This window comes from Pseudooceanicola sp. NS-SX9, assembly GCF_057380705.1.
The window spans coordinates 2,511,850-2,529,691 of record NZ_CM170818.1 but is presented as its reverse complement, the minus strand read 5'-3'; the positions used below and the strand labels follow the sequence as shown (position 1 = coordinate 2,529,691).

Genomic DNA, 17,842 nt, shown 5'->3' with positions numbered 1-17,842 from the left:
AAGGGCCTGCGCGCGCGCGGACAGGGGGATGGCGCAACTGGCTGATCTCCTATCCTTTCGGATGGGAGGCCCCCCGTCCAACCGGAGAGGGCAGCCGCCTTCCGCCCCGGATCAGGGCAGAAGGGCTGTCGTGTCAGAAGGTTGCGATGCGCAGCTCAGGCAGGCCGCTGGTCAGGCGTGATCGCCCTCGGCCTCGGCCTGCTGGGTGGCAAGCCAGGTCGTCAGCGCCTCCCGAGAGCGTTTCCACAGCGCCATCAGGGCCACCAGTTCGACCCGGTTGATGGTATCGCCGCGCTTGCCTGCGGTCTCGATCGCGGCCAGGGCGGCGCGCAGGCCCATCAGGCCGAAGGTGCCGCAGTTGCCCGCGCATTGATGTACCCGTGCAATCAGCACGTCCCGGTTTGGGGTTCCGGGTTCCGGGCTGTCGGCGTCGGGATCGGTCTGCGCAATCGCGGGGATCACGCCGTCCATCTCGGCCAGGAAGCGCTGCATCAGCTTGCCGCGCTCGGCCGGGGGCAGGCCGGCCCAGAGGATGTCCAGGCGTTCGCGGTCCAGCAGCGGCGCCCGGGCCGGTTCCGGCGCGACCATGGCGGCGGCGGGCGGGGGCGGGGTCTCGACAGCCAGGCCGGTGACCTCGGCCAGGGCGGCCAGCAGGCCCTTGCGGTCGATGGGTTTGGAAATCGCCATGTCCATCCCGGCCTCGCGGAAGCGGGCGATCTCTTCGGGCAGGGCATGGGCGGTGACGGCGATGATCGGGCGACGGGCCGAGCGGCCGTTGCTGGCGCGGATGCGCCGCGTTGCCTCGGGGCCATCCATCACCGGCATCGAGATATCCATCAAGATGACGTCGAATTCCTCGGCTTCGGCCTGTTCGACACCGGCCGCCCCGTTCACCGCCTCGGTGACGCGGTGGCCTTCCTTCTCCAGCATCTCGCGGGCGACGAAGCGGTTGATCTCGTTGTCTTCGACCAGCAGCAGGTTCAGCGCCCGCTTGGTGGCGGGGGGCGGCAGGGCGGTGGCCTGTTCGCGCGTCACATCGCCCGCGCCGAAGATCAGCGGCAGGCGCAGCCAGAACAGGCTGCCTTCGCCCGGCTCGCTTTCCACGCCGATCTCGCCGCCCATCATCTGGGTCAGCCGGCGCGAGATGCCAAGGCCCAGCCCGGTGCCCCCGGCCTGCCGCGCGTAAGAGCTGTCGAGGGTCTCGAAGTCCTGGAAGATCCGCTCCTGGTCCTCGGCCGAGATGCCGATGCCGCTGTCGATGACGCGGAATTCAAGGCCCCGGCCATCGCCCAGGCGCTCGACTTCGATGTCGACATGGCCGTCGCGGGTAAACTTGACGGCATTACCGACCAGGTTCAGCAGCACCTGGCGGATGCGGCGCTGGTCGCCGATCACGTGATCCTGCGTCGAGCCCAGCCAGGTCCAACGCAGCACGTTGCCATTCGCCGCCGCCAGCGGCGAGGTGGTTTCCACCACGCCCTCCAGCAGGTCCGCCACCGAGAAGGGCCGGTTTTCCGCCGTCACCTTGCCGGCCTCGAACTTCGACAGCTCCAGCACGTCATTGACCAGGTTCAGCAGCTGGGTCCCGGAATATTCCATCCGTTCCAGCAGCGCCGACTGCTTTTCGTTCAGGTCCTGGTCATGCATCAGCTGCATCGAGCCCAGCATCCCGTTCAGCGGCGTGCGCATCTCGTGGCTCATGACGGCCAGGAATTCGGCCTTGGCACGTTCGCCGGCCAGCGCCTTGTCGCGGGCGTCCTTCAGGGCGTTCTCGGCCGCCTTGCGGCGCGAGATGTCGCGCACGTAGACGATCAGCAGCGGACCGGCCTCGGCCCGAGCGACCGAGAATTCCGCCGGGAAGCGGCGCCAGTTGCGGTCGATCGCCGTGATCTCGAAGCGCTGTTCGTATTCGTCGGAAAAGCTCGCGTCCTCGAAGAAATGCAGCTTGCCGGCGCGCAGCTTGGCGGCATCCTCGCGCGGGAACATCAGGCTGATGGCGTTGCGATAGCGCGCCTCGTTGCGCGAATAGCCAAAGATCGCCTGGGCGGCGGGGTTGAATTCGCGAATGGTGCCCGCGTCGTCGATCACCACGATGGCATCGGCCGAGGTCGCCACGATGGTCCTTGTCCGCTCGCCCGCCTCGCGCAGATCGCGCGAGCGCTGCTCGGCCAGCTGGAAGAGGTGGTAAAGCGCGTAGGACAGCAGCACCAGCCCGGCAAAGACCATGGCCAGCACCGCGGCGCCGCCAAAGAGGGTGTGCACCAGCCCCTCGCGCTTGTCGTCGGATATCTCGGCGAAGGCGATCAGGCCCGACAGCGACATGGCGCGCACCGTCTCGCCGACCTTGTCGGCCTCGTCCGACAGATGCGGCAGGGCGGTGATCAGCTGGTCCTGCGGCCCGTCGATCAGGGGCACGGTCTCGTTCAGGAAGTCCATGATGATGGACTGGGTCTGCTCAAAGCCGGGGGCGTCGCGCATGCCGGTATAGACATCGCCGCGCGACAGGGTGGCCATGCGGCTGTAGAAAACGTCAAAGCGCTGGCGCATCTCGTCGAGCAGCGCGTGATCTGCCCGCGCCTTTTCAAGCGCCAGGTGAAAGCGCAGGAATTCCACGTCGGCCTGCGACAGGCCCCATTGCAGGTTGTCGGAATCCGCTTCGTTCAGCTGGTCGATTTCCTTCAGCAGAAGGAAGGCCATGCCGATCACAAGGGCCACACAGCAGACAAGCGCAGAGACGGCGAACCCGGCACGGGCCCGGGTTCGCCGCCGCATGGGCTGCGCGTCCAGATCGAAAGGCGGCGACTCCGTCATTCGGGTTTACAGTCCGCTCACTTGCCGACGATGATCCTGTCGAGTTGCCAGATCGAACGCGAATAGGTCACCTCGGTCTGGTATTTCTTGTCCTGGTCGAAGGGATAGACGACCCAGAGCGGCCCCTTGTCGCGGATCGACATGGGCTTGCCGTTCTGCAGGTAGGCGACGATGGCGCCGTCCTCGCTCCAGTCGGATTTCGGGATCTGGACCGCGTAATCGTTGATGGCCGTGGCATCCAGACTATCGGCATCGGCGCCGACCGTTTCCATCAGGTCGTGCAGGCGCACGCCGGTGAAGGTCTGCACGCCGTCGGTCCAGATGGTCGAGGTCTCGACCGTGACGGGATCCATGCTTTCCAGCATCTTCATGTCGAACTGGGCCGTGCCATCTGCATTGGTGTTCGAGATCTTGCCGGAGACGGTCAGCATGACCTTGCCTTCCGGTTTCGGCAGTTCGCCCGCAAGGGCGGCCATCGGCAGCGCCACAAGTGCTGCAACAAGGGCGAGAGGACGGAAGAGACGCATGGTGTCGGGGCTCATGTCGGTTGCTCTTTCATTTTCTACAACAGAACCGGGTCGGCCTGGATATGACATAAATGACCTTCCCTGTCCCGGGATCATCCGGGTGTCCAAGACTATCCGACGGGATAGGCGCGCGCGGCGCCGGTCCCGGCGAAGTGGTCGTGAACCCTTCGCAAATCTTTGAAAGCCCAGCATGAATTCGGCCCATACTGGCCGGCGGCCACAGCGGTTCTCTGATCGGGGCGGGCCGGGGGCACGCCTTCAGATTGTGCAGCAGAGCCGGATGCGCGAACAAAGTGTTGCTGCGCCCTCGCGACCGTCGGAAATCGTCGGACGCACGTCAATGGAGAAATGCCCTACCCACGGCCTCTGCCCGAGTGCGGACTGCAGGATATATCGTCATGTTGCAGCGCTGCCTCAAAATCCGTCCGTTTTTTTGCATATATTTCCGGCGCCTGATCGGAGTCGAGGGGCCGCAGCCAGAATCGCCTCTTTGTCGCGGGCCAGGCCGGTGATTTTCCCGCCGCTGTGCCATTCCTGCGGCAGGTGAGGGGGGATGAAATTTGGAAACGATATGTGCCATTTAAGCTGAGCGGCCAGGGCGACCCGTTTGGCAACAGGGTCTTCAAAAAAGGGTGTAAGCCGGTCCGGCGGTCATGTTATGATGGGTCCCGGCCACGGCCACCAATGCCACAACATCGGGGCAGGGGATGAGAATACTGATCGCAGATGATCATGAGCTTCTGCGCGACACGTTGAACATGTACATCAGCCACGAGTCCGACTTTGAGATCGACACCGCGGCGGATCTTCCCGGGGCGCGCGCCCTGATCGAGGCCGCTTCTGCGGCCTACGATCTTGTGCTGCTTGATTTCTCGATGCCGGGGATGAACGGTCTGGCGGGGCTGCGCGACGTGATGCAGATGCCGAATGCGCGCCGGGTGGCGCTGATTTCGGGGACGGCGACGCGCGACATCGCGGAACAGGCGCTTGAGGCCGGCGCTGCGGGTTTCCTGCCCAAGACGCTGCCGGCGAAATCCCTGGTCAATGCCATCCGCTTCATGGCCATGGGCGAGCAATACGCGCCGCTCGACTTCATGCGCGCCGCCGAGGAAGAGGCCGCCAACAGCCATCCCCTGGCCGAGGCGCTCTCGCAACGCGAGATGCAGGTGCTGGAGGGGCTGACCCAGGGCAAGTCCAACAAGGAGATCGCCCGGGATCTGGACCTGCGCGAACCGACGATCAAGCTGCACGTCAAGACGCTCTATCGCAAGATCGGCGCGGCGAACCGCACCCAGGCGGCGATGATCGCCAAGGAACAGGGCCTGTTCTGAACAGGCCCTGCGGGGATCAGAAGCGCACCGTCATCTGCATCCCGGCCAGCCCGCCCTGGAACCGCTTGTCGGCATAGGTCGAGGCATTGCGTTCCCAGCCCGTGTAGGCCTCCAGCGTGGTGGCGGCGGTCAGGGCGTATTCGATGCCGATGGCGGTGGTCAGGCGCTTGTCCTCGCGGCCGCCCGACACGTAGTCGCGCCTGTAGCCGCCCAGCCGTCCGACCAGTTGCAGATCCTCGGTCAGGTCCTGGCGGGCGATCAGGCGGGCGCCCAGCTCGTCATAGCTGAACTTGGCGTAATCGGCATCGCGCCCCTCGTACCAGGCGGTCAGCGCCAGGCGGCGGTGCTTGTCGGGCGCGGCCCACAGGTACATCGCATCCAGCAGCGTTTCGGACTGGTCGTAGCCCTTGAAGGTATTGGCCTCGTTCTGGTCGCGGTAGCCCAGCCGCAGGCGCAGTTGCAGGATGTTGCGCGGCGCCGGGGTAAAGCGCAGCGCCCCCGAGACCCGCACCCGCGAATAGATCTGTTCCGAGCCGTCATTCGACAGCGCATCGCGCAGGTCGATCCCCAGCCGCAGCTGGCTGAGCGCGCCCAGATGCAGCGGATGCACCGTCTCGGCCCCCGCATCCAGGTAGACGCGGCCCAGATCGGCGTTGTCGGGGTAGTTTTCCTTGGACAGGCCGAAGGTCAGCGCGGTCTTCCCGGCGCCGGTGTCGAAGGACCGGCTGGCCGCCACCCCGGCGCTGATCCGCGTCTGCAGTTGCAGCGCCACATCGCCCGCGGGGCTGGTGTCGTCGGCGGAATCGCGGTCGGCCAGGACGGTGGCCTCGTAATGCCAGCGGTCATCAGCCAGCAGCGGCGCGGCAAGGGCAAGGCTCAGCAGGCTGGCGCCGGCGATCAGGCGAAGGGCGGTCATGGTCATCTGTCCTGTCTGGCGGCGGGCCCCGCCTTCGACGGGCAGGTGCGGCCGCATGGGTCCCGGGGCCCCGGGTAGACCCGGAACCGCCCCCCTGTCGAGGGGGCAACCGCCCTCGGGGCCCCGACTGTGACCTCAGAGCAGGACCACCAGCGCCAGCCCCAGCGAGGCGATGAAGACCCAGGCCAGCGCCCCCAGGGCCAGTGGCCGCAGCCCGCGGGCGCGCAGGCGGCGCAGGTCGGTCTCGAATCCCATGGCGGCCATGGCCAGCGTCATCATCGCCGAGGACAGCCAGGTCAGGTCGTGGCGCAGGGCCTGGGGCAGGGGCAGGACGGAATTCAGCACCACGGCGGCGACAAAGCCGAAGGCGAACCAGGGGGTGGGGGCGCGCCCGCCCGTGCCCCGCCGCAGCTGCCCCAGCCCCAGGATCAGCGGCGCCAGCAGCATGACCCGGGCCAGTTTCGCCACCGTCGCCGTCTGCCCGGCCTGCTGCCCCTCGCTGAAGGCGGTGCCGACGACCTGCGCGACCTCGTGGATCGAGGCCCCGGACCAGAGGCCGAAATCATCGGGCGACAGCCCCGCCAGATGCGCCACCACCGGGTAGCCCAGCATCGACAGCGTGCCGAAGACCGCAACGACCGCAATGGCATAGGCCACGTCCTCGTCGCCGCCACGGGTCACGGAATTGCACGCGAGCACCGCCGAGGCGCCGCAGACCGATGTGCCGGCCGCGATCAGTTCCGCCAGCTTCGGCTCGACCCCCAGCAGGCGGGCGGCGGCCTTGGTGAAGACGAAGGTGCCCAGCAGGCAGGCCAGGATCACCGCCGCGCCGCGCGGACCCACCGCCACCAGCTGCGACAGCGTCATCTGGAAGCCCAGCAGCACGATGGCGCCGCGCAGCACCGGGCGCACGGCAAATCCCGTGCCCGGCGCCACCGCCGGCAGCGGCCCGGTCAGCGTGCGCAGCCCGATCCCCAGCACCAGCGCCAGGATCAGCGGCGACAGCGCGCCCCAGCCGATCAGCTGCTTCAGGCCAAGGGCGATCAGCGCCAGCGCGGCGGACAGGGCCAGACCCGGCAGGGTTCGGGGCATTCGGAAGGGGCGGGGCAGGGCGTCGATCATCGGCATGGGGTCTCTCCTGTGCGATGCGGGGATGATCGCGCCGTGAAACCCATCAATCCAACGGATTCATTTGCTATGATCGTTCGATTTTCCTAATCAATTGCCATGACCCTTGATCAGATCCGCATCTTCCTGGCCGTCGCCGAACGCCAGCATGTCACCCGCGCCGCCGAGGCGCTGAACCTGACGCAATCGGCCGTGTCCTCGGCCCTGCGGGTGCTGGAGGACCGCCACGGGCTGCGCCTCTTTGATCGCGTCGGCCGCCGGGTCGAGCTGACCGAGGCCGGGCGCCGCTTTCTGACAACTGCAAAGGCGCTGCAGGCCCAGGCCGACACCGCCGAGCTGGTCCTGCAGGATCTGGCCGGGCAGGCGGGCGGGCGGCTGCGGGTGATCGCCAGCCAGACAGCGGGGTCCTACTGGTTGCCGGCGCGGCTGGTGGCGCTGCACACCCGCCATCCCGGGGTCGAGATCACGCTGCGGCTGGGCAATTCCGCCCAGGTGGCCGAGGCCGTCGCCCAGGGCAGTGCCGATCTGGGGGTGGTCGAGGGGGCCGTGCAGGCCGCCCATCTGACCACCCGCGTCGTCGCCCGGGACGAGCTGGTCCTGGTCACCGGCGCCGATCACCCCTTGGCGCGCGGCCCGGTGCAGGCGGCGGATTACCTAAAGCATGACTGGCTGCTGCGGGAACCGGGCTCGGGCACGCGGGCGGTGCAGGAGGCGCATCTGGCGCAGCTGGGGCTGCGCGTGCAGGATCTGCCGGTGGCGATGATCCTGGAGTCGAACGAGGCGATCCTGTCGGCCATCGCGGCGGGGGGGTACGCCAGCCTGCTGTCCTCGCGCGTGCCGGTGCCGGGGTTGCAGGCGCGCCCCGTCACCTGGGTGGCGCCGCCCCGGCGCGACTTCTCGGTGCTGGTGCATCCGCAGCGCTACCGGACCCGCGCGGTGCAGGCGCTGCTGGATCTGCTGGGGGATCCCTGAACGGAAAAGGGCCCGCCAAAGCGGGCCCCCCTGACGGGATCAGTCGGGTTGCGGCCCGGGCGGCGGGCGGCGCACGAAGAACCCCGCGACGATCATCAGAAGCGAGATCGTCGCCCCGCAGGTCAGCGCCAGGTGCAGGCCCGCGGCGGTGGCGGCGGTCAGATCGGCACCCTTGGCCATCTCGGCGCCGATGCGGATCGACATGACCGAGACGAAGAGCGCGATCCCCGCCGCCCCCGACACCTGCTGCACCGTCCCCAGTGTCGCGGATCCGTGCGAATACAGGTGTTTCGGCAGCGACCCCAGCCCCGAGGTGAAAAGCGGCGTGAACAGGAAGGCCAGCCCGAAGCTGAACAGCACATGCGCGATCAGCACCATCCATACTGGCGAGGTCATCGACAGCGTGGTCATGACCCAAAGGCCCGCGCTGACGGCAATGGCGCCGGGGATCACCAGCTTGCGGGCGCCGAAACGGTCGAAGAGGCGCCCGACGATGGGCGACATCACCCCCATCAGCAACCCGCCCGGCAGCAGCAGCAGCCCCGCCTGCAGCGTCGACAGGCCAAGGACGTTCTGCATGTAGATCGGCAGCAGGATGATCATGCCGAACAGCGACATCATCGCCAGCCCCATCATGATCACCGCGACGGTAAAGACCCGCACCCCGAAGGTGCGCAGATCCAGCAGCGCCCGGTCCTGCCGCGCCAGCCGCAGTTGCCGCCAGACGAAGACCGCCAGCACCAGCGCCCCCGCCGCCAGCGGCAGCCACAGCGGCAGCGGGCCGCCCTTGCCGTGGCCCTCGCCGATGGCCGACAGGCCATAGACCAGCCCGCCAAAGCCCAGGGCCGACAGCGGCACCGACACCAGGTCCAGCCGGACCTTGCGCGGCGTCGTCACGTTGACCATGTAGCGCGCCCCCAGCGTCAGCGCCCCCAGCCCGACGGGCAGCATGACGATGAACAGCCAGCGCCAGCTGAGGACCTCGAGGATCAGCCCCGAGATCGTCGGCCCGATGGCCGGCGCCACCGAGATCACGATCGAGATGTTGCCCATCGTCCTGCCACGGCTTTGCGGTGGCACCAGCGTCATCACCGTGGTCATCAGCAGCGGCATCATGATCGCCGTCCCCGAGGCCTGCACGATGCGCCCCAGGATCAGCATCGCCAGCCCCGGCGCCAGCGCGCACAGCAGTGTGCCGGTGGAAAACAGGCTCATCGCCAGGATGAAGATGGTGCGGGTGTTCTGGCCCTGGATCAGGAAGCCGGTGATCGGGATCACCACCGCCATGGTCAGCAGGAAGGCGGTGGTCAGCCACTGGCCCTGGCTGGCGGTGATGCCCAGATCGTGCATCAGCCGTGGCAGGGCGACGCCCATCACTGTCTCGTTCAGGATCACCGCGAAGGTCGAGAACATCAGCAGGCCGATCACCAGCCGGTTGCGGGCGGCGTGATCATCCGGCGCGGGCGGTGCCGCAGTCGGGGCAGAGGGGGGCATGGCGGTATCCTTGGTCAGGGAACGCCCGGCGCCGGGCGGGCCGGATCGTTGGCGCAGGTGGTCGCCCGGGCACGAAGGCGTGTCAAGGATCACGCGCTTCGCAAGCGGACACACGCGCCCGTGAACTTCCGGCCCGCCCGGCGCATCGCGGCGGCGGCCGGGGACCGGGAAGTGGATTGATAAGGCCTCGCCCATCGTCGAGAGGAAGCGAGGAGGTGGGCGGCAAGGTCGTTTCGGGCAGTCCTCTGGTAGCCTGTCGTGATATTTCGGAAGTGATTGAGATTGATGGATAAACGATAGGCCAGGCTGCGCAGGCGACAAATCGCGGGATCGGCTGTACGCTGAACCTCCCGCTCGCGGCTGCATGGGAATATGCCCCCATCGGCCATGTGCGGTGTCCGCTCAAGGATGGCACGGGCGCCTGTCCATGGTTTGCCTCGGCGTCGCCGGGTGCGGGATGCGCTGCCAGCAAATCAGCGACTGCAGTCTTGTCCAGGGCCGGCCCCGGCGACAGTTTGATCGCCACGGGCAGGCCGCGATGAGCGGCCATGGCGTCGCGCTTGGGGCCCAGTCTGCCACGGGCACGGCCGATGGCGTGATGCTCGCCGCCGTTTTGCCCGAGGCCGCCTGCTGGTGAGCGCGGATGATCCAGCTGTCGGTGAACTGCATGCTGTATGAGGTTTTTCTGAAATAGATGTCAAAGACATGCACCTGAAATCCGGCCCTTGCCCAGCGGTTGCGGACGGTTGTGCGCGGGCCGTGGCGTTCAGGCATATCGCGCCAGGGCGATCCGGTTCTCAGCCGCCGGAAGAGACCGTTGGATCGCCCCCCGTACCACGCCGCACGGCTTGTTGCGCGGAAGCAGCCGGATCGGTTCCCATGCGCCGTCGGCCAGATCAAGACGCGCCAGAGTCACCTCTGATGACGGAAATGAAGCATGGGCGAAAGGTCGGGGAAGCCGGTTGACGGGTTCGGAACCTAGCAGGGGGCGGCGGTGATGGCCAGCCAGGGGCGCGCCTGGCGGTGATCGTGTTCCAGCAGGCGCAGCATCGCGGCCTCGGCCCTGTCGGCGGCGCCGGCGGCGATCAGCGACAGCAGGCCCAGGTGGCGGGCCAGGCGGCGGGCATCGAGGCTGCGGCCGCGCAGCACCTCGATGTGGCGGGCGCAGCCAGACAGTGGCACCGCGGTCGAGGCCAGCACCGGATTGCCGCTGCCGCTCAGGATCGACGCATGGAAGGCGGCCTTGGCATCCGGCCAGCCAGAGCCGGTTTCGGCGGCGCGGCGCATCAGGCGCTCGACCCGTTGCAGCGCGCCCGACGTGCCGCGGGCAGGATGCCGTGCAGCCAGGGCGGCGGCGCGGGGCTCCAGCAGGCTGCGGGCCTCGCTGAGCGCGCTCAGGTACCACAGGCCGGGGCCTTCATCGGAAAAGCACCAGGTCGACAGTTCGGCATCCAGCAGCGTCCAGTGCTCGCGCGGGGCGACCAGACTGCCGCGGCCGACATGGGTCAGCACCATGCCCTTGGCGGCCAGCTTGCGCAGGGCCTCGCGGTAGCAGCTGCGCGACAGGCCGGTCTGGGCACAAAAGGCGGCTTCGGCAGGCATCGGGCTGCTTTCCGCCAGATGGCCATGGGCGATGCGACGCCCCAACCAGGCGGCAATCGCCATGGCGGTGCGCGGCCCGGTCGGCAGCGGCAGGTCGTCTCTGAGGTGTTCCGGTGCAGCAAACTGGGCCATGTGCACCAGTTAATCATGACGGGGCCGCCGTGCAGCGACGATTTGCGCAGCCCCGGGGACGACATGCCGCAACAGCGGGACTGTATGCCGGAACAATCCTTCGGCCTGCCTGAACGGCAAGCAGCCGGGCCGGTTGGGCCCGACACCGCGCGGATTGGGCTTCCCCCTTGCCGGAGGGCACAATATCAAGGCCTTGGCCTGCGGCACGGTCCAGGCCATCCCAGACCTTGGCCGGAGCCCCCCCATGACCCAAGACCTTACCCGGATCCACAGCCCCGAGCTCAGCGTGACGGTGTCCGCCGCCGGTGCCGAACTGCAGGACATTTCGGCCTTCGGGGCCGCCTGGCTGTGGCACGGCGATCCCGCCTTCTGGAGCGGCCGCGCGCCGATTCTTTTCCCCATCGTCGGCCGTGGCCCCGATGACACGATCGCTGTCGATGGTCATGTCGCCCCGATGCGCCAGCATGGCTTTGCACGTCTCTCGACCTTCCGGCTGGAAGATGCCAGCGACAGCATGTGCCGCCATGTGTTGACCGACACGGCCGATACCCGCGCCGTCTACCCGCGTCCCTTCCGCCTGGAGATCACCCATGCGGTCGAAGGCCTGACCCTGATGCAAAGCGCCCAGGTCACCAACACCGGCGACCGCCCGATGCCCTTCGGTCTTGGCTTCCACCCCGCCTTCGCCTGGCCATTGCCGGGGGCCGAAGGTCGCCCGCACGAGGTCGTCCTCGACAATGGTGCCGAGCCCGAGCTGGCCCGTCTCGAAGACGGTTTCCTGACCGATGCCAGCCTTGCCTCGCCGTTCCATGCCGGGCATGTGACGATCCGCGATGAACTGTTTGAGGCCAATGCGATGGTCTTCCCCCGTGGGGCTGGCACCGGCCTTCGCTATGGCGTCTCCGGCGGCCCCGGCCTCAGCTTCACCTTCGAGAACGCGCCGAACCTCGGCATCTGGACCAAGCCCGGCGCGCCGTTCCTGTGCATCGAGCCCTGGCATGGCATGGCCGCCCGCATCGGCGCCGGTCCCGAGGTTGCCGATCGTCCCGACAGTCTGATCCTGCCCCCCGGCGAAACCGCCCGCTTCGGCTGGAGCGTCACCATCGAGGTCTGATCCGGGCGGGCCCGTCCGCGTTTCTTCGGAGATCGGGCGGGCCGCCTCCGGCGGGAGTATTTATGGTCAGATGATGAAGAACCCCGGTTCCCTGTCATCTGACCGGAAATACTCCGGGGGAGTCTTCCGCAGGAAGACGGGGGCAGCGCCCCCTAGAAACGCGAAAATCCCGCCAAAGGGCAGGATATTCAGGAATGGATCAGGAAAGCGTGGCAGCCCGTAGGGGAGTCGAACCCCTCTTTTCAGGTTGAAAACCTGACGTCCTAACCGATAGACGAACGGGCCAGCGCTGATGCTATCACCTGTGCATGGCAGCCCGTAGGGGAGTCGAACCCCTCTTTTCAGGTTGAAAACCTGACGTCCTAACCGATAGACGAACGGGCCAATGCACTGCGATATCTTAGCCAATGGCAGCCCGTAGGGGAGTCGAACCCCTCTTTTCAGGTTGAAAACCTGACGTCCTAACCGATAGACGAACGGGCCGCGCTTGGCGTGAGGCGGGTTCTATGAAAACCCGTCAGACTTCGCAAGAGGAATTTTTCACCTTTCCGAGATTTTTTCAGAAACCTCGGAAATTTGGTGCAAAACCTTGAAAAAGCGTCACTTCTCTGTTGCCGCAGCGGCATCCTCCAGGCGCAGCTGGACGGATTTTCGGCCCTGCCAGTCGTTGATCTCCAGCCGGCCCGCCAGGTGGAAGGGCTGGCCTCCATGGTTGTCGAGCGCGGCGCCCAGCGGGCCGTCGAAGGCGCCGAAGCAGATTGCCTCGATGCGACCGCCCATGCCGTTCGAGAAGGCGATCTTCAGGTGGCTATCGCCGATCCGGCGGGTGAAGCTCAGTCTCTGGGACGGGAAGGCAAAGCGCGGCGCCGGGGCCGAGGCACCATAGGGGCCGGCCTGTTCCAGTTGGTCGATCAGCTCGGGTGTGGCGGCGCCCGGCATCAGCAGCCCGTCGATGCGCAGATCGGCCGGACCCGAGGCGCCCGCGCCCTGCTTGGCCAGAAGCTCTGACAGGCGGGCCATCGCGGCCTCCAGCTTGTCGCGTTCCACCGTCAGCCCCGCAGCCATCTTGTGGCCACCGCCCTTCACCAGCAGCCCCTCGGCCGCGACCCGGTGGATCGAGGCGCCCAGGTCCACCCCCGTGACCGAACGCCCCGAGCCCTTGCCCTCGGCCCCGTCGAGGCCGATGACCACGGCGGGCCGATTGGTGGCCTCCTTCAGGCGCGAGGCGACGATGCCCACGACGCCCGGGTGCCAGCCTTCGCCCGCCGCCCAGACCAGCGGCGCGTCGAGGCCGCGTTCCTCGGCCTGGGCCATGGCGGCGGCGCGCACGGCCGCCTCGATGTCGCGGCGTTCGGTGTTCAGCTCGTCCAGGCGGTCGGCCAGGGCCTGAGCCTCGGCCGGATCGCGGGTTGCCAGCAGCCGCGCGCCCAGGTCGGCCTGGCCGATGCGGCCGCCCGCGTTCACCCGTGGCCCCAGCAGGAAGCCCAGGTGATAGGCGGCGGGCGCCGTGGTCAGGCGCGCGACATCCGACAGCGCCACCAGCCCGGGGCGTTCGCGGCGGGCCATGATCTTCAGCCCCTGGCGGACCAGGGCGCGGTTGACGCCGATCAGGGGGGCCACGTCGGCCACGGTGGCCAGCGCCACCAGGTCCAGCATCGGGATCAGGTCGGGGCCCCTGGCGCCCGCGTCCCGCATCTGGCGGTTGGCCTCGACCAGCATCAGGAAGACCACGCCGGCCGCGCACAGGTGGCCAAGCGCGCCGTCCTCGTCCTGGCGGTTCGGGTTCACCACCGCCACGCAGTCGGGCAGGGTCTCGCCGCCCAGGTGGTGGTCCAGGATCACCACGTCGCAACCCGCCGCCGCCACCGGCTCGTGCGAGAGCGTCCCGCAGTCGACGCAGATGATCAGGTCATGCGCCCGGCCAAGCGTCTGCATGGCCGGCACGTTCGGGCCATAGCCCTCGTCGATGCGGTCGGGGATATAGAGCGTCGCCTCGCGGCCCATCTGCCGCAGCCAGTCGATCAGCAGCGCCGCCGACGTGCCCCCGTCGACGTCATAATCGGCAAAGATCGCGATCCGCTGGCGTGCGCGCACCGCTTCCAGGAACCGCGCGGCGGCGGTTTCCATGTCCAGAAGGACGCGCGGATCGGGCAGCAGGTGGCGCAACTGGGGCGACAGGAACTCTTCCACCTCGCCCTCGGCCACGCCGCGCCGCGCCAGCACGCGCGCCAGCGGCAGCGGGATGTGGTCGCTCTGGACCAGTGCTTCGGACAGACGTTCGACACCCGGATCGGGGCCCAGCCAGCGCCGCCCGGTCAGCGAGCGCTCGACATCAAGAAAGGCCATGGGCCTGCCTCCTTGGTCGCAGGGGGGCAGGTCGGGGACCCGGGCCACAAGAGACCACGCGGGTCCGCGACGCCTGCCGGAAGGGAAACGGGCGCGGGGCCTGCCGGTGCAACCGGCACCGAGCCCCCCGCGCCCCGAAATGCATCAGACCGACTCGATCCGCAGGGCGACGGGTTCGCCCTCGACGACGCCGGTGCGGGCCATGCCCTCCAGCGCCGCATCCAGGTCGGCGCGCTGCACCTTGTGGGTGACGATCAGCACCGGCGCGGTGCCGTTTGCGTGGTCGTACTGCCGCATCCGGTGGATCGAGACCCCGGCCTCGCCCAGCACGGCCGCGACCTTCGCCAGCGCGCCCGGCTTGTCCTGCAGCGCCATGCGCAGGTAGAAGGGCGCGGGCGTCATCGACAGGGCGGTCTGCGGCGATGCCAGCGTTCCGGCGGGCTGGCCAAAGACCGGCAGGCGGAAGCCACGGGCGATGTCGCACAGATCGCTCAGCACCGCCGAGGCCGTCGGGCCTTCGCCCGCCCCCGGACCGCGCAGCACGATCTGCCCGACGCTGTCGCCTTCCAGCACCACCATGTTGGTGCCGCCCTCAAGCTGCCCAAGGGGCGAGGTCGACGGCACCAGGCAGGGCGCCATGCGCTGTTCCAGCCCGCGGCCGGTCATCTGGCTGACGCCCAGAAGCTTGATGCGATAGCCCATGTCATCGGCGGCCAGGATGTCCTCGATGGTGATGCGGCCGATGCCTTCCAGCTCCATCCCGTCAAAGCAGACCTTGGTGCCGAAGGCGACCGAGGCCAGCAGCGCCAGCTTGTGACCGGCGTCGATGCCCCCAACATCAAGGTTCGGATCGGCCTCCAGATAGCCCAGGTCCGCGGCCTCCTGGAACACCGCGTCATAGGGCAGTCCGGCGCTCAGCATGCGGGTCAGGATGTAGTTGCAGGTGCCGTTCATCACGCCCATGACGCGGGTGATGCGGTTGCCCGCCAGCCCTTCCGTCAGCGCCTTGACCACCGGGATGCCCCCGGCGACGGCGGCCTCGAAGCGGATCACCCGGCCATGGGCCTCGGCCAGTTCGGCCAGGGCCTGGCCATGGACCGCCAGCATCGCCTTGTTGGCGGTGACGACATCCTTGCCGGCCTTCAGCGCGGCTTCCGTCGCGGCCTTGGCGGGCCCGTCCGAGCCCCCCATCAGTTCCACGAACACGTCGATGTCGTCGCGGGCCGCCAGTGCCACGGGATCATCTTCCCAGGCGTAATCCTCCAGCGGTACGCCGCGATCCTTGCCGCGGTTGCGCGCCGACACGGCGGTCACGGTCACGGTCCGACCGGTCCGCAGGGTGATCATCTCGGCCTCCTTGCGCAGGATCTTCAACACGCCGACACCGACGGTGCCGAGGCCGGCAATCCCCAGACGAAGGGGCGCGGGGCGCAGAGGCAGGCTCATCATGATCTCCAGATTGATTGCGGATCTTCGAGGCATGGGCCTAGCGTCTTCCGCGCAGTCATGCAACGCGGCTTTTGCAGGGCCCGGGCCCGATCCGGATCAGTTCTGGACTTCGGTGGCGTTCAGTTCGGCCGCGCGGCGGCGCAGGCCAGTGGCGCGCGCCAGCAGGGCATCGTCATCGCGCGAAGCAATCCGGGCAGGCGCCCTGGCCTGGGCCAGGATCTGCGATTGCGGCACCAGCGCGGGGTAGGGCGCGTTGCGGTCCAGCCCCTCGTAGGGGGCCTGAAAGCTTGGGGCATCGCAGGCCGCCAGCCCCAGCAGCAGCAGGGCAGGCAGCAGGCGCCGGGCGGCGCGGAGGGCGGGATCGCGGGTCATGCCCATCACATGGCGCGGAACCGCGGCCTCGGCAAGTGGGCTTTGGCCTAGTGGGCGGGCTTGATGAAGGTGCCGTTGCGCAGTTCCTTCATCGCCTGGCGCAGTTCAGCCTGGGTGTTCATCACGATCGGCCCGTGCCAGGCCACCGGTTCCTGGATCGGCGCCCCGGAAATCAGCAGGAAGCGGATGCCGCGCGGCCCTGCCTGCACCGTCACCTCGTCACCCGAGCCAAAGCGCACCAGCGTGCGGTCGCCGGACATGTCGCGGATGTTGACCTCTTCGCCCATCACCTCCTTTTCCAGCAGCACCCCCGAGGGGCGCGAGGCATCGGCAAAGGCCCCTTCGCCTTCGAAGACATAGGCGAAGGCACGCCGGTAGGTGTCGACGGGGAAGGTCTTTTTCACACCCGCAGGCACGGTGATGTCGAGGAACTGCGGATCGGCGGCGATGCCGTCAACCGGCCCGGTGCGGCCCCAGAAACGGCCCACCACGATGCGCACCCGGGTGCCGTCATCGTCGATCACCTCGGGGATCTCGCGGCCGCCGACATCCTGATAGCGCGGCGGGGTCATCTTCAGCGATCCCGGCAGGTTGGCCCACAGCTGAAAGCCGTGCATCTGCCCCTTCAGGTTTCCCTGCGGCATCTCCTGATGCAGGATGCCCGACCCGGCGGTCATCCACTGCACGTCGCCGGCGCCCAGAAGGCCGCGATTGCCCAGCGAATCCGAATGCTCGACCGTGCCGGCCAGGACATAGGTGATGGTCTCGATGCCGCGGTGGGGGTGCCAGGGAAAGCCCGCCTGGTACATCGCCGGATGATCGTTGCGGAAATCGTCCAGCATCAGGAACGGGTCCAGCTCCTCGGGGTCGGAAAAGCCGAAGGCGCGGTGCAGGTGGACGCCGGCGCCCTCCATCGTGGGCTGGGCGCGGCGGGTTTCCAGGGTGGGGCGAATGGACATGGCGCTCTCCTTGCGGCTGGGGGGAAGGTAGGCGTTGGTGGCCCTTGCGGGAAGGGGCCGGGGGCCTGCGCCGGATCAGGGGGGCTGCGCGGAAATGCACATCTCGATTTCGCGGGGGCTTTCGGTTATCCGCGAAGGACATGCCAGGCAGGAGGGGACCATGGCCCAGGAAGACATCATCGCCCGTATCGGGGTCAGCGCCGGGCGCCGCGCCTTCGGCATCGGCGTGCTGGGGCTGCTGGCGCTGGCGCTGCTGTGGCTGGCGCTGCGCCCCGAGGCGACGGTCTTCGCGATGCGGCTTCTGATGCTGGTGCTGGGCGCGGCCGTCGCCTGGGCCGCCTGGGCGATGTGGCGCGCCACCACGCTGGAACTGATCCTGACCCCCGAGGTGCTGCGCGACAGCACCGGCCATGTCATCGCCCCCGTGGCGCAGATCACCGGCGTCGATCGCGGCACCTTCGCCTTCAAGCCCTCGAACGGGTTCCTGCTGAAGCTGGCCACGGGCGGGCGCCGGCGGTTCCTGCCGGGGCTCTACTGGCAGATCGGGCGGCGCGTCGGCGTGGGCGGCGTGCTGCGCGCCTCGGAGGCCAAGCAGGTGGCCGACCAGCTGTCGATCCTGCTGGCCGAGCGCGCGGCAAAAGAATGATGCCCGCTTAAGTTGTCTTTTCCTCTTTCCGCGTCATCCTCAT

At 68.2% G+C, this 17,842-nt stretch carries 14 protein-coding genes and 3 tRNA genes; 4 read left to right on the top strand and 13 right to left on the bottom strand.

Annotated features, from left to right (window positions below):
* Positions 1–171: 171 nt before the first annotated feature.
* Together AC2ITM_RS11985 and AC2ITM_RS11980 are read right to left on the bottom strand one after the other, a co-directional pair.
* A complete protein-coding gene (locus tag AC2ITM_RS11985) occupies positions 172–2,697 on the bottom strand; it encodes a hybrid sensor histidine kinase/response regulator (RefSeq protein WP_486466871.1) in 2,526 nt (841 codons plus the stop codon).
* 131 nt (positions 2,698–2,828) lie between these two features.
* A complete protein-coding gene (locus AC2ITM_RS11980) occupies positions 2,829–3,353 on the bottom strand; it encodes a putative pterin-binding protein (protein ID WP_486466870.1) in 525 nt (174 codons plus the stop codon).
* 692 nt (positions 3,354–4,045) lie between these two features.
* On the opposite strand from AC2ITM_RS11980, the gene AC2ITM_RS11975 reads away from it, so the two are divergent.
* On the top strand, positions 4,046–4,669 hold the full coding sequence (locus AC2ITM_RS11975) for a response regulator (protein ID WP_486466869.1): 624 nt from the start codon (positions 4,046–4,048) through the stop codon (positions 4,667–4,669).
* 16 nt (positions 4,670–4,685) lie between these two features.
* On the opposite strand, the gene AC2ITM_RS11970 is transcribed toward AC2ITM_RS11975, so the two are convergent.
* Together AC2ITM_RS11970 and AC2ITM_RS11965 are read right to left on the bottom strand one after the other, a co-directional pair.
* Positions 4,686–5,585: a hypothetical protein gene (locus tag AC2ITM_RS11970; RefSeq protein WP_486466868.1), complete on the bottom strand. Its 900-nt coding sequence runs from the start codon at positions 5,583–5,585 to the stop codon at positions 4,686–4,688.
* 135 nt (positions 5,586–5,720) lie between these two features.
* Entirely contained in the window at positions 5,721–6,713 is a 993-nt protein-coding gene (locus AC2ITM_RS11965) for a YeiH family protein (protein WP_486466867.1), read from the bottom strand.
* A gap of 99 nt (positions 6,714–6,812) precedes the next feature.
* Here AC2ITM_RS11965 and AC2ITM_RS11960 point away from each other — a divergent pair, with 99 nt between their 5' ends.
* Positions 6,813–7,685 (top strand): LysR substrate-binding domain-containing protein, encoded by an 873-nt coding sequence (locus AC2ITM_RS11960; RefSeq protein ID WP_486466866.1) that lies wholly within the window; start codon positions 6,813–6,815, stop codon positions 7,683–7,685.
* A 39-nt stretch (positions 7,686–7,724) separates the two neighbouring features.
* Here the strand turns inward: AC2ITM_RS11960 and AC2ITM_RS11955 are convergent, their stop codons facing one another.
* On the bottom strand, positions 7,725–9,179 hold the full coding sequence (locus AC2ITM_RS11955) for an MDR family MFS transporter (protein WP_486466865.1): 1,455 nt from the start codon (positions 9,177–9,179) through the stop codon (positions 7,725–7,727).
* A gap of 978 nt (positions 9,180–10,157) precedes the next feature.
* Positions 10,158–10,913: a FadR/GntR family transcriptional regulator gene (locus tag AC2ITM_RS11950; RefSeq protein ID WP_486466864.1), complete on the bottom strand. Its 756-nt coding sequence runs from the start codon at positions 10,911–10,913 to the stop codon at positions 10,158–10,160.
* Between the two features lie 244 nt (positions 10,914–11,157).
* Here AC2ITM_RS11950 and AC2ITM_RS11945 point away from each other — a divergent pair, with 244 nt between their 5' ends.
* Positions 11,158–12,027 (top strand): aldose 1-epimerase family protein, encoded by an 870-nt coding sequence (locus AC2ITM_RS11945; protein ID WP_486466863.1) that lies wholly within the window; start codon positions 11,158–11,160, stop codon positions 12,025–12,027.
* A 210-nt stretch (positions 12,028–12,237) separates the two neighbouring features.
* On the opposite strand, the gene AC2ITM_RS11940 is transcribed toward AC2ITM_RS11945, so the two are convergent.
* The 7 genes from AC2ITM_RS11940 to AC2ITM_RS11910 all read right to left on the bottom strand — a co-directional run bounded on the left by AC2ITM_RS11940 (position 12,238) and on the right by AC2ITM_RS11910 (position 17,153).
* Positions 12,238–12,312 (bottom strand) — tRNA-Glu (locus AC2ITM_RS11940).
* 24 nt (positions 12,313–12,336) lie between these two features.
* Positions 12,337–12,411, bottom strand: a tRNA-Glu gene (locus AC2ITM_RS11935).
* A gap of 24 nt (positions 12,412–12,435) precedes the next feature.
* Positions 12,436–12,510 (bottom strand) — tRNA-Glu (locus tag AC2ITM_RS11930).
* A gap of 117 nt (positions 12,511–12,627) precedes the next feature.
* Positions 12,628–14,373, bottom strand: a complete 1,746-nt coding sequence (gene recJ / locus AC2ITM_RS11925) for a single-stranded-DNA-specific exonuclease RecJ (RefSeq protein ID WP_486466862.1) — start codon at positions 14,371–14,373, stop codon at positions 12,628–12,630.
* 144 nt (positions 14,374–14,517) lie between these two features.
* Positions 14,518–15,819 (bottom strand): homoserine dehydrogenase, encoded by a 1,302-nt coding sequence (locus tag AC2ITM_RS11920; protein ID WP_486466861.1) that lies wholly within the window; start codon positions 15,817–15,819, stop codon positions 14,518–14,520.
* Between the two features lie 99 nt (positions 15,820–15,918).
* On the bottom strand, positions 15,919–16,194 hold the full coding sequence (locus tag AC2ITM_RS11915; RefSeq protein WP_486466860.1) for a hypothetical protein: 276 nt from the start codon (positions 16,192–16,194) through the stop codon (positions 15,919–15,921).
* Positions 16,195–16,241: 47 nt separating this feature from the next.
* A complete protein-coding gene (locus tag AC2ITM_RS11910) occupies positions 16,242–17,153 on the bottom strand; it encodes a pirin family protein (RefSeq protein WP_486466859.1) in 912 nt (303 codons plus the stop codon).
* A gap of 160 nt (positions 17,154–17,313) precedes the next feature.
* On the opposite strand from AC2ITM_RS11910, the gene AC2ITM_RS11905 reads away from it, so the two are divergent.
* Positions 17,314–17,799 carry a hypothetical protein gene (locus AC2ITM_RS11905; protein ID WP_486466858.1) on the top strand — a complete coding sequence of 162 codons (486 nt, stop codon included), beginning with the start codon at positions 17,314–17,316 and terminating at the stop codon, positions 17,797–17,799.
* The last annotated feature ends 43 nt before the right edge of the window (positions 17,800–17,842 follow it).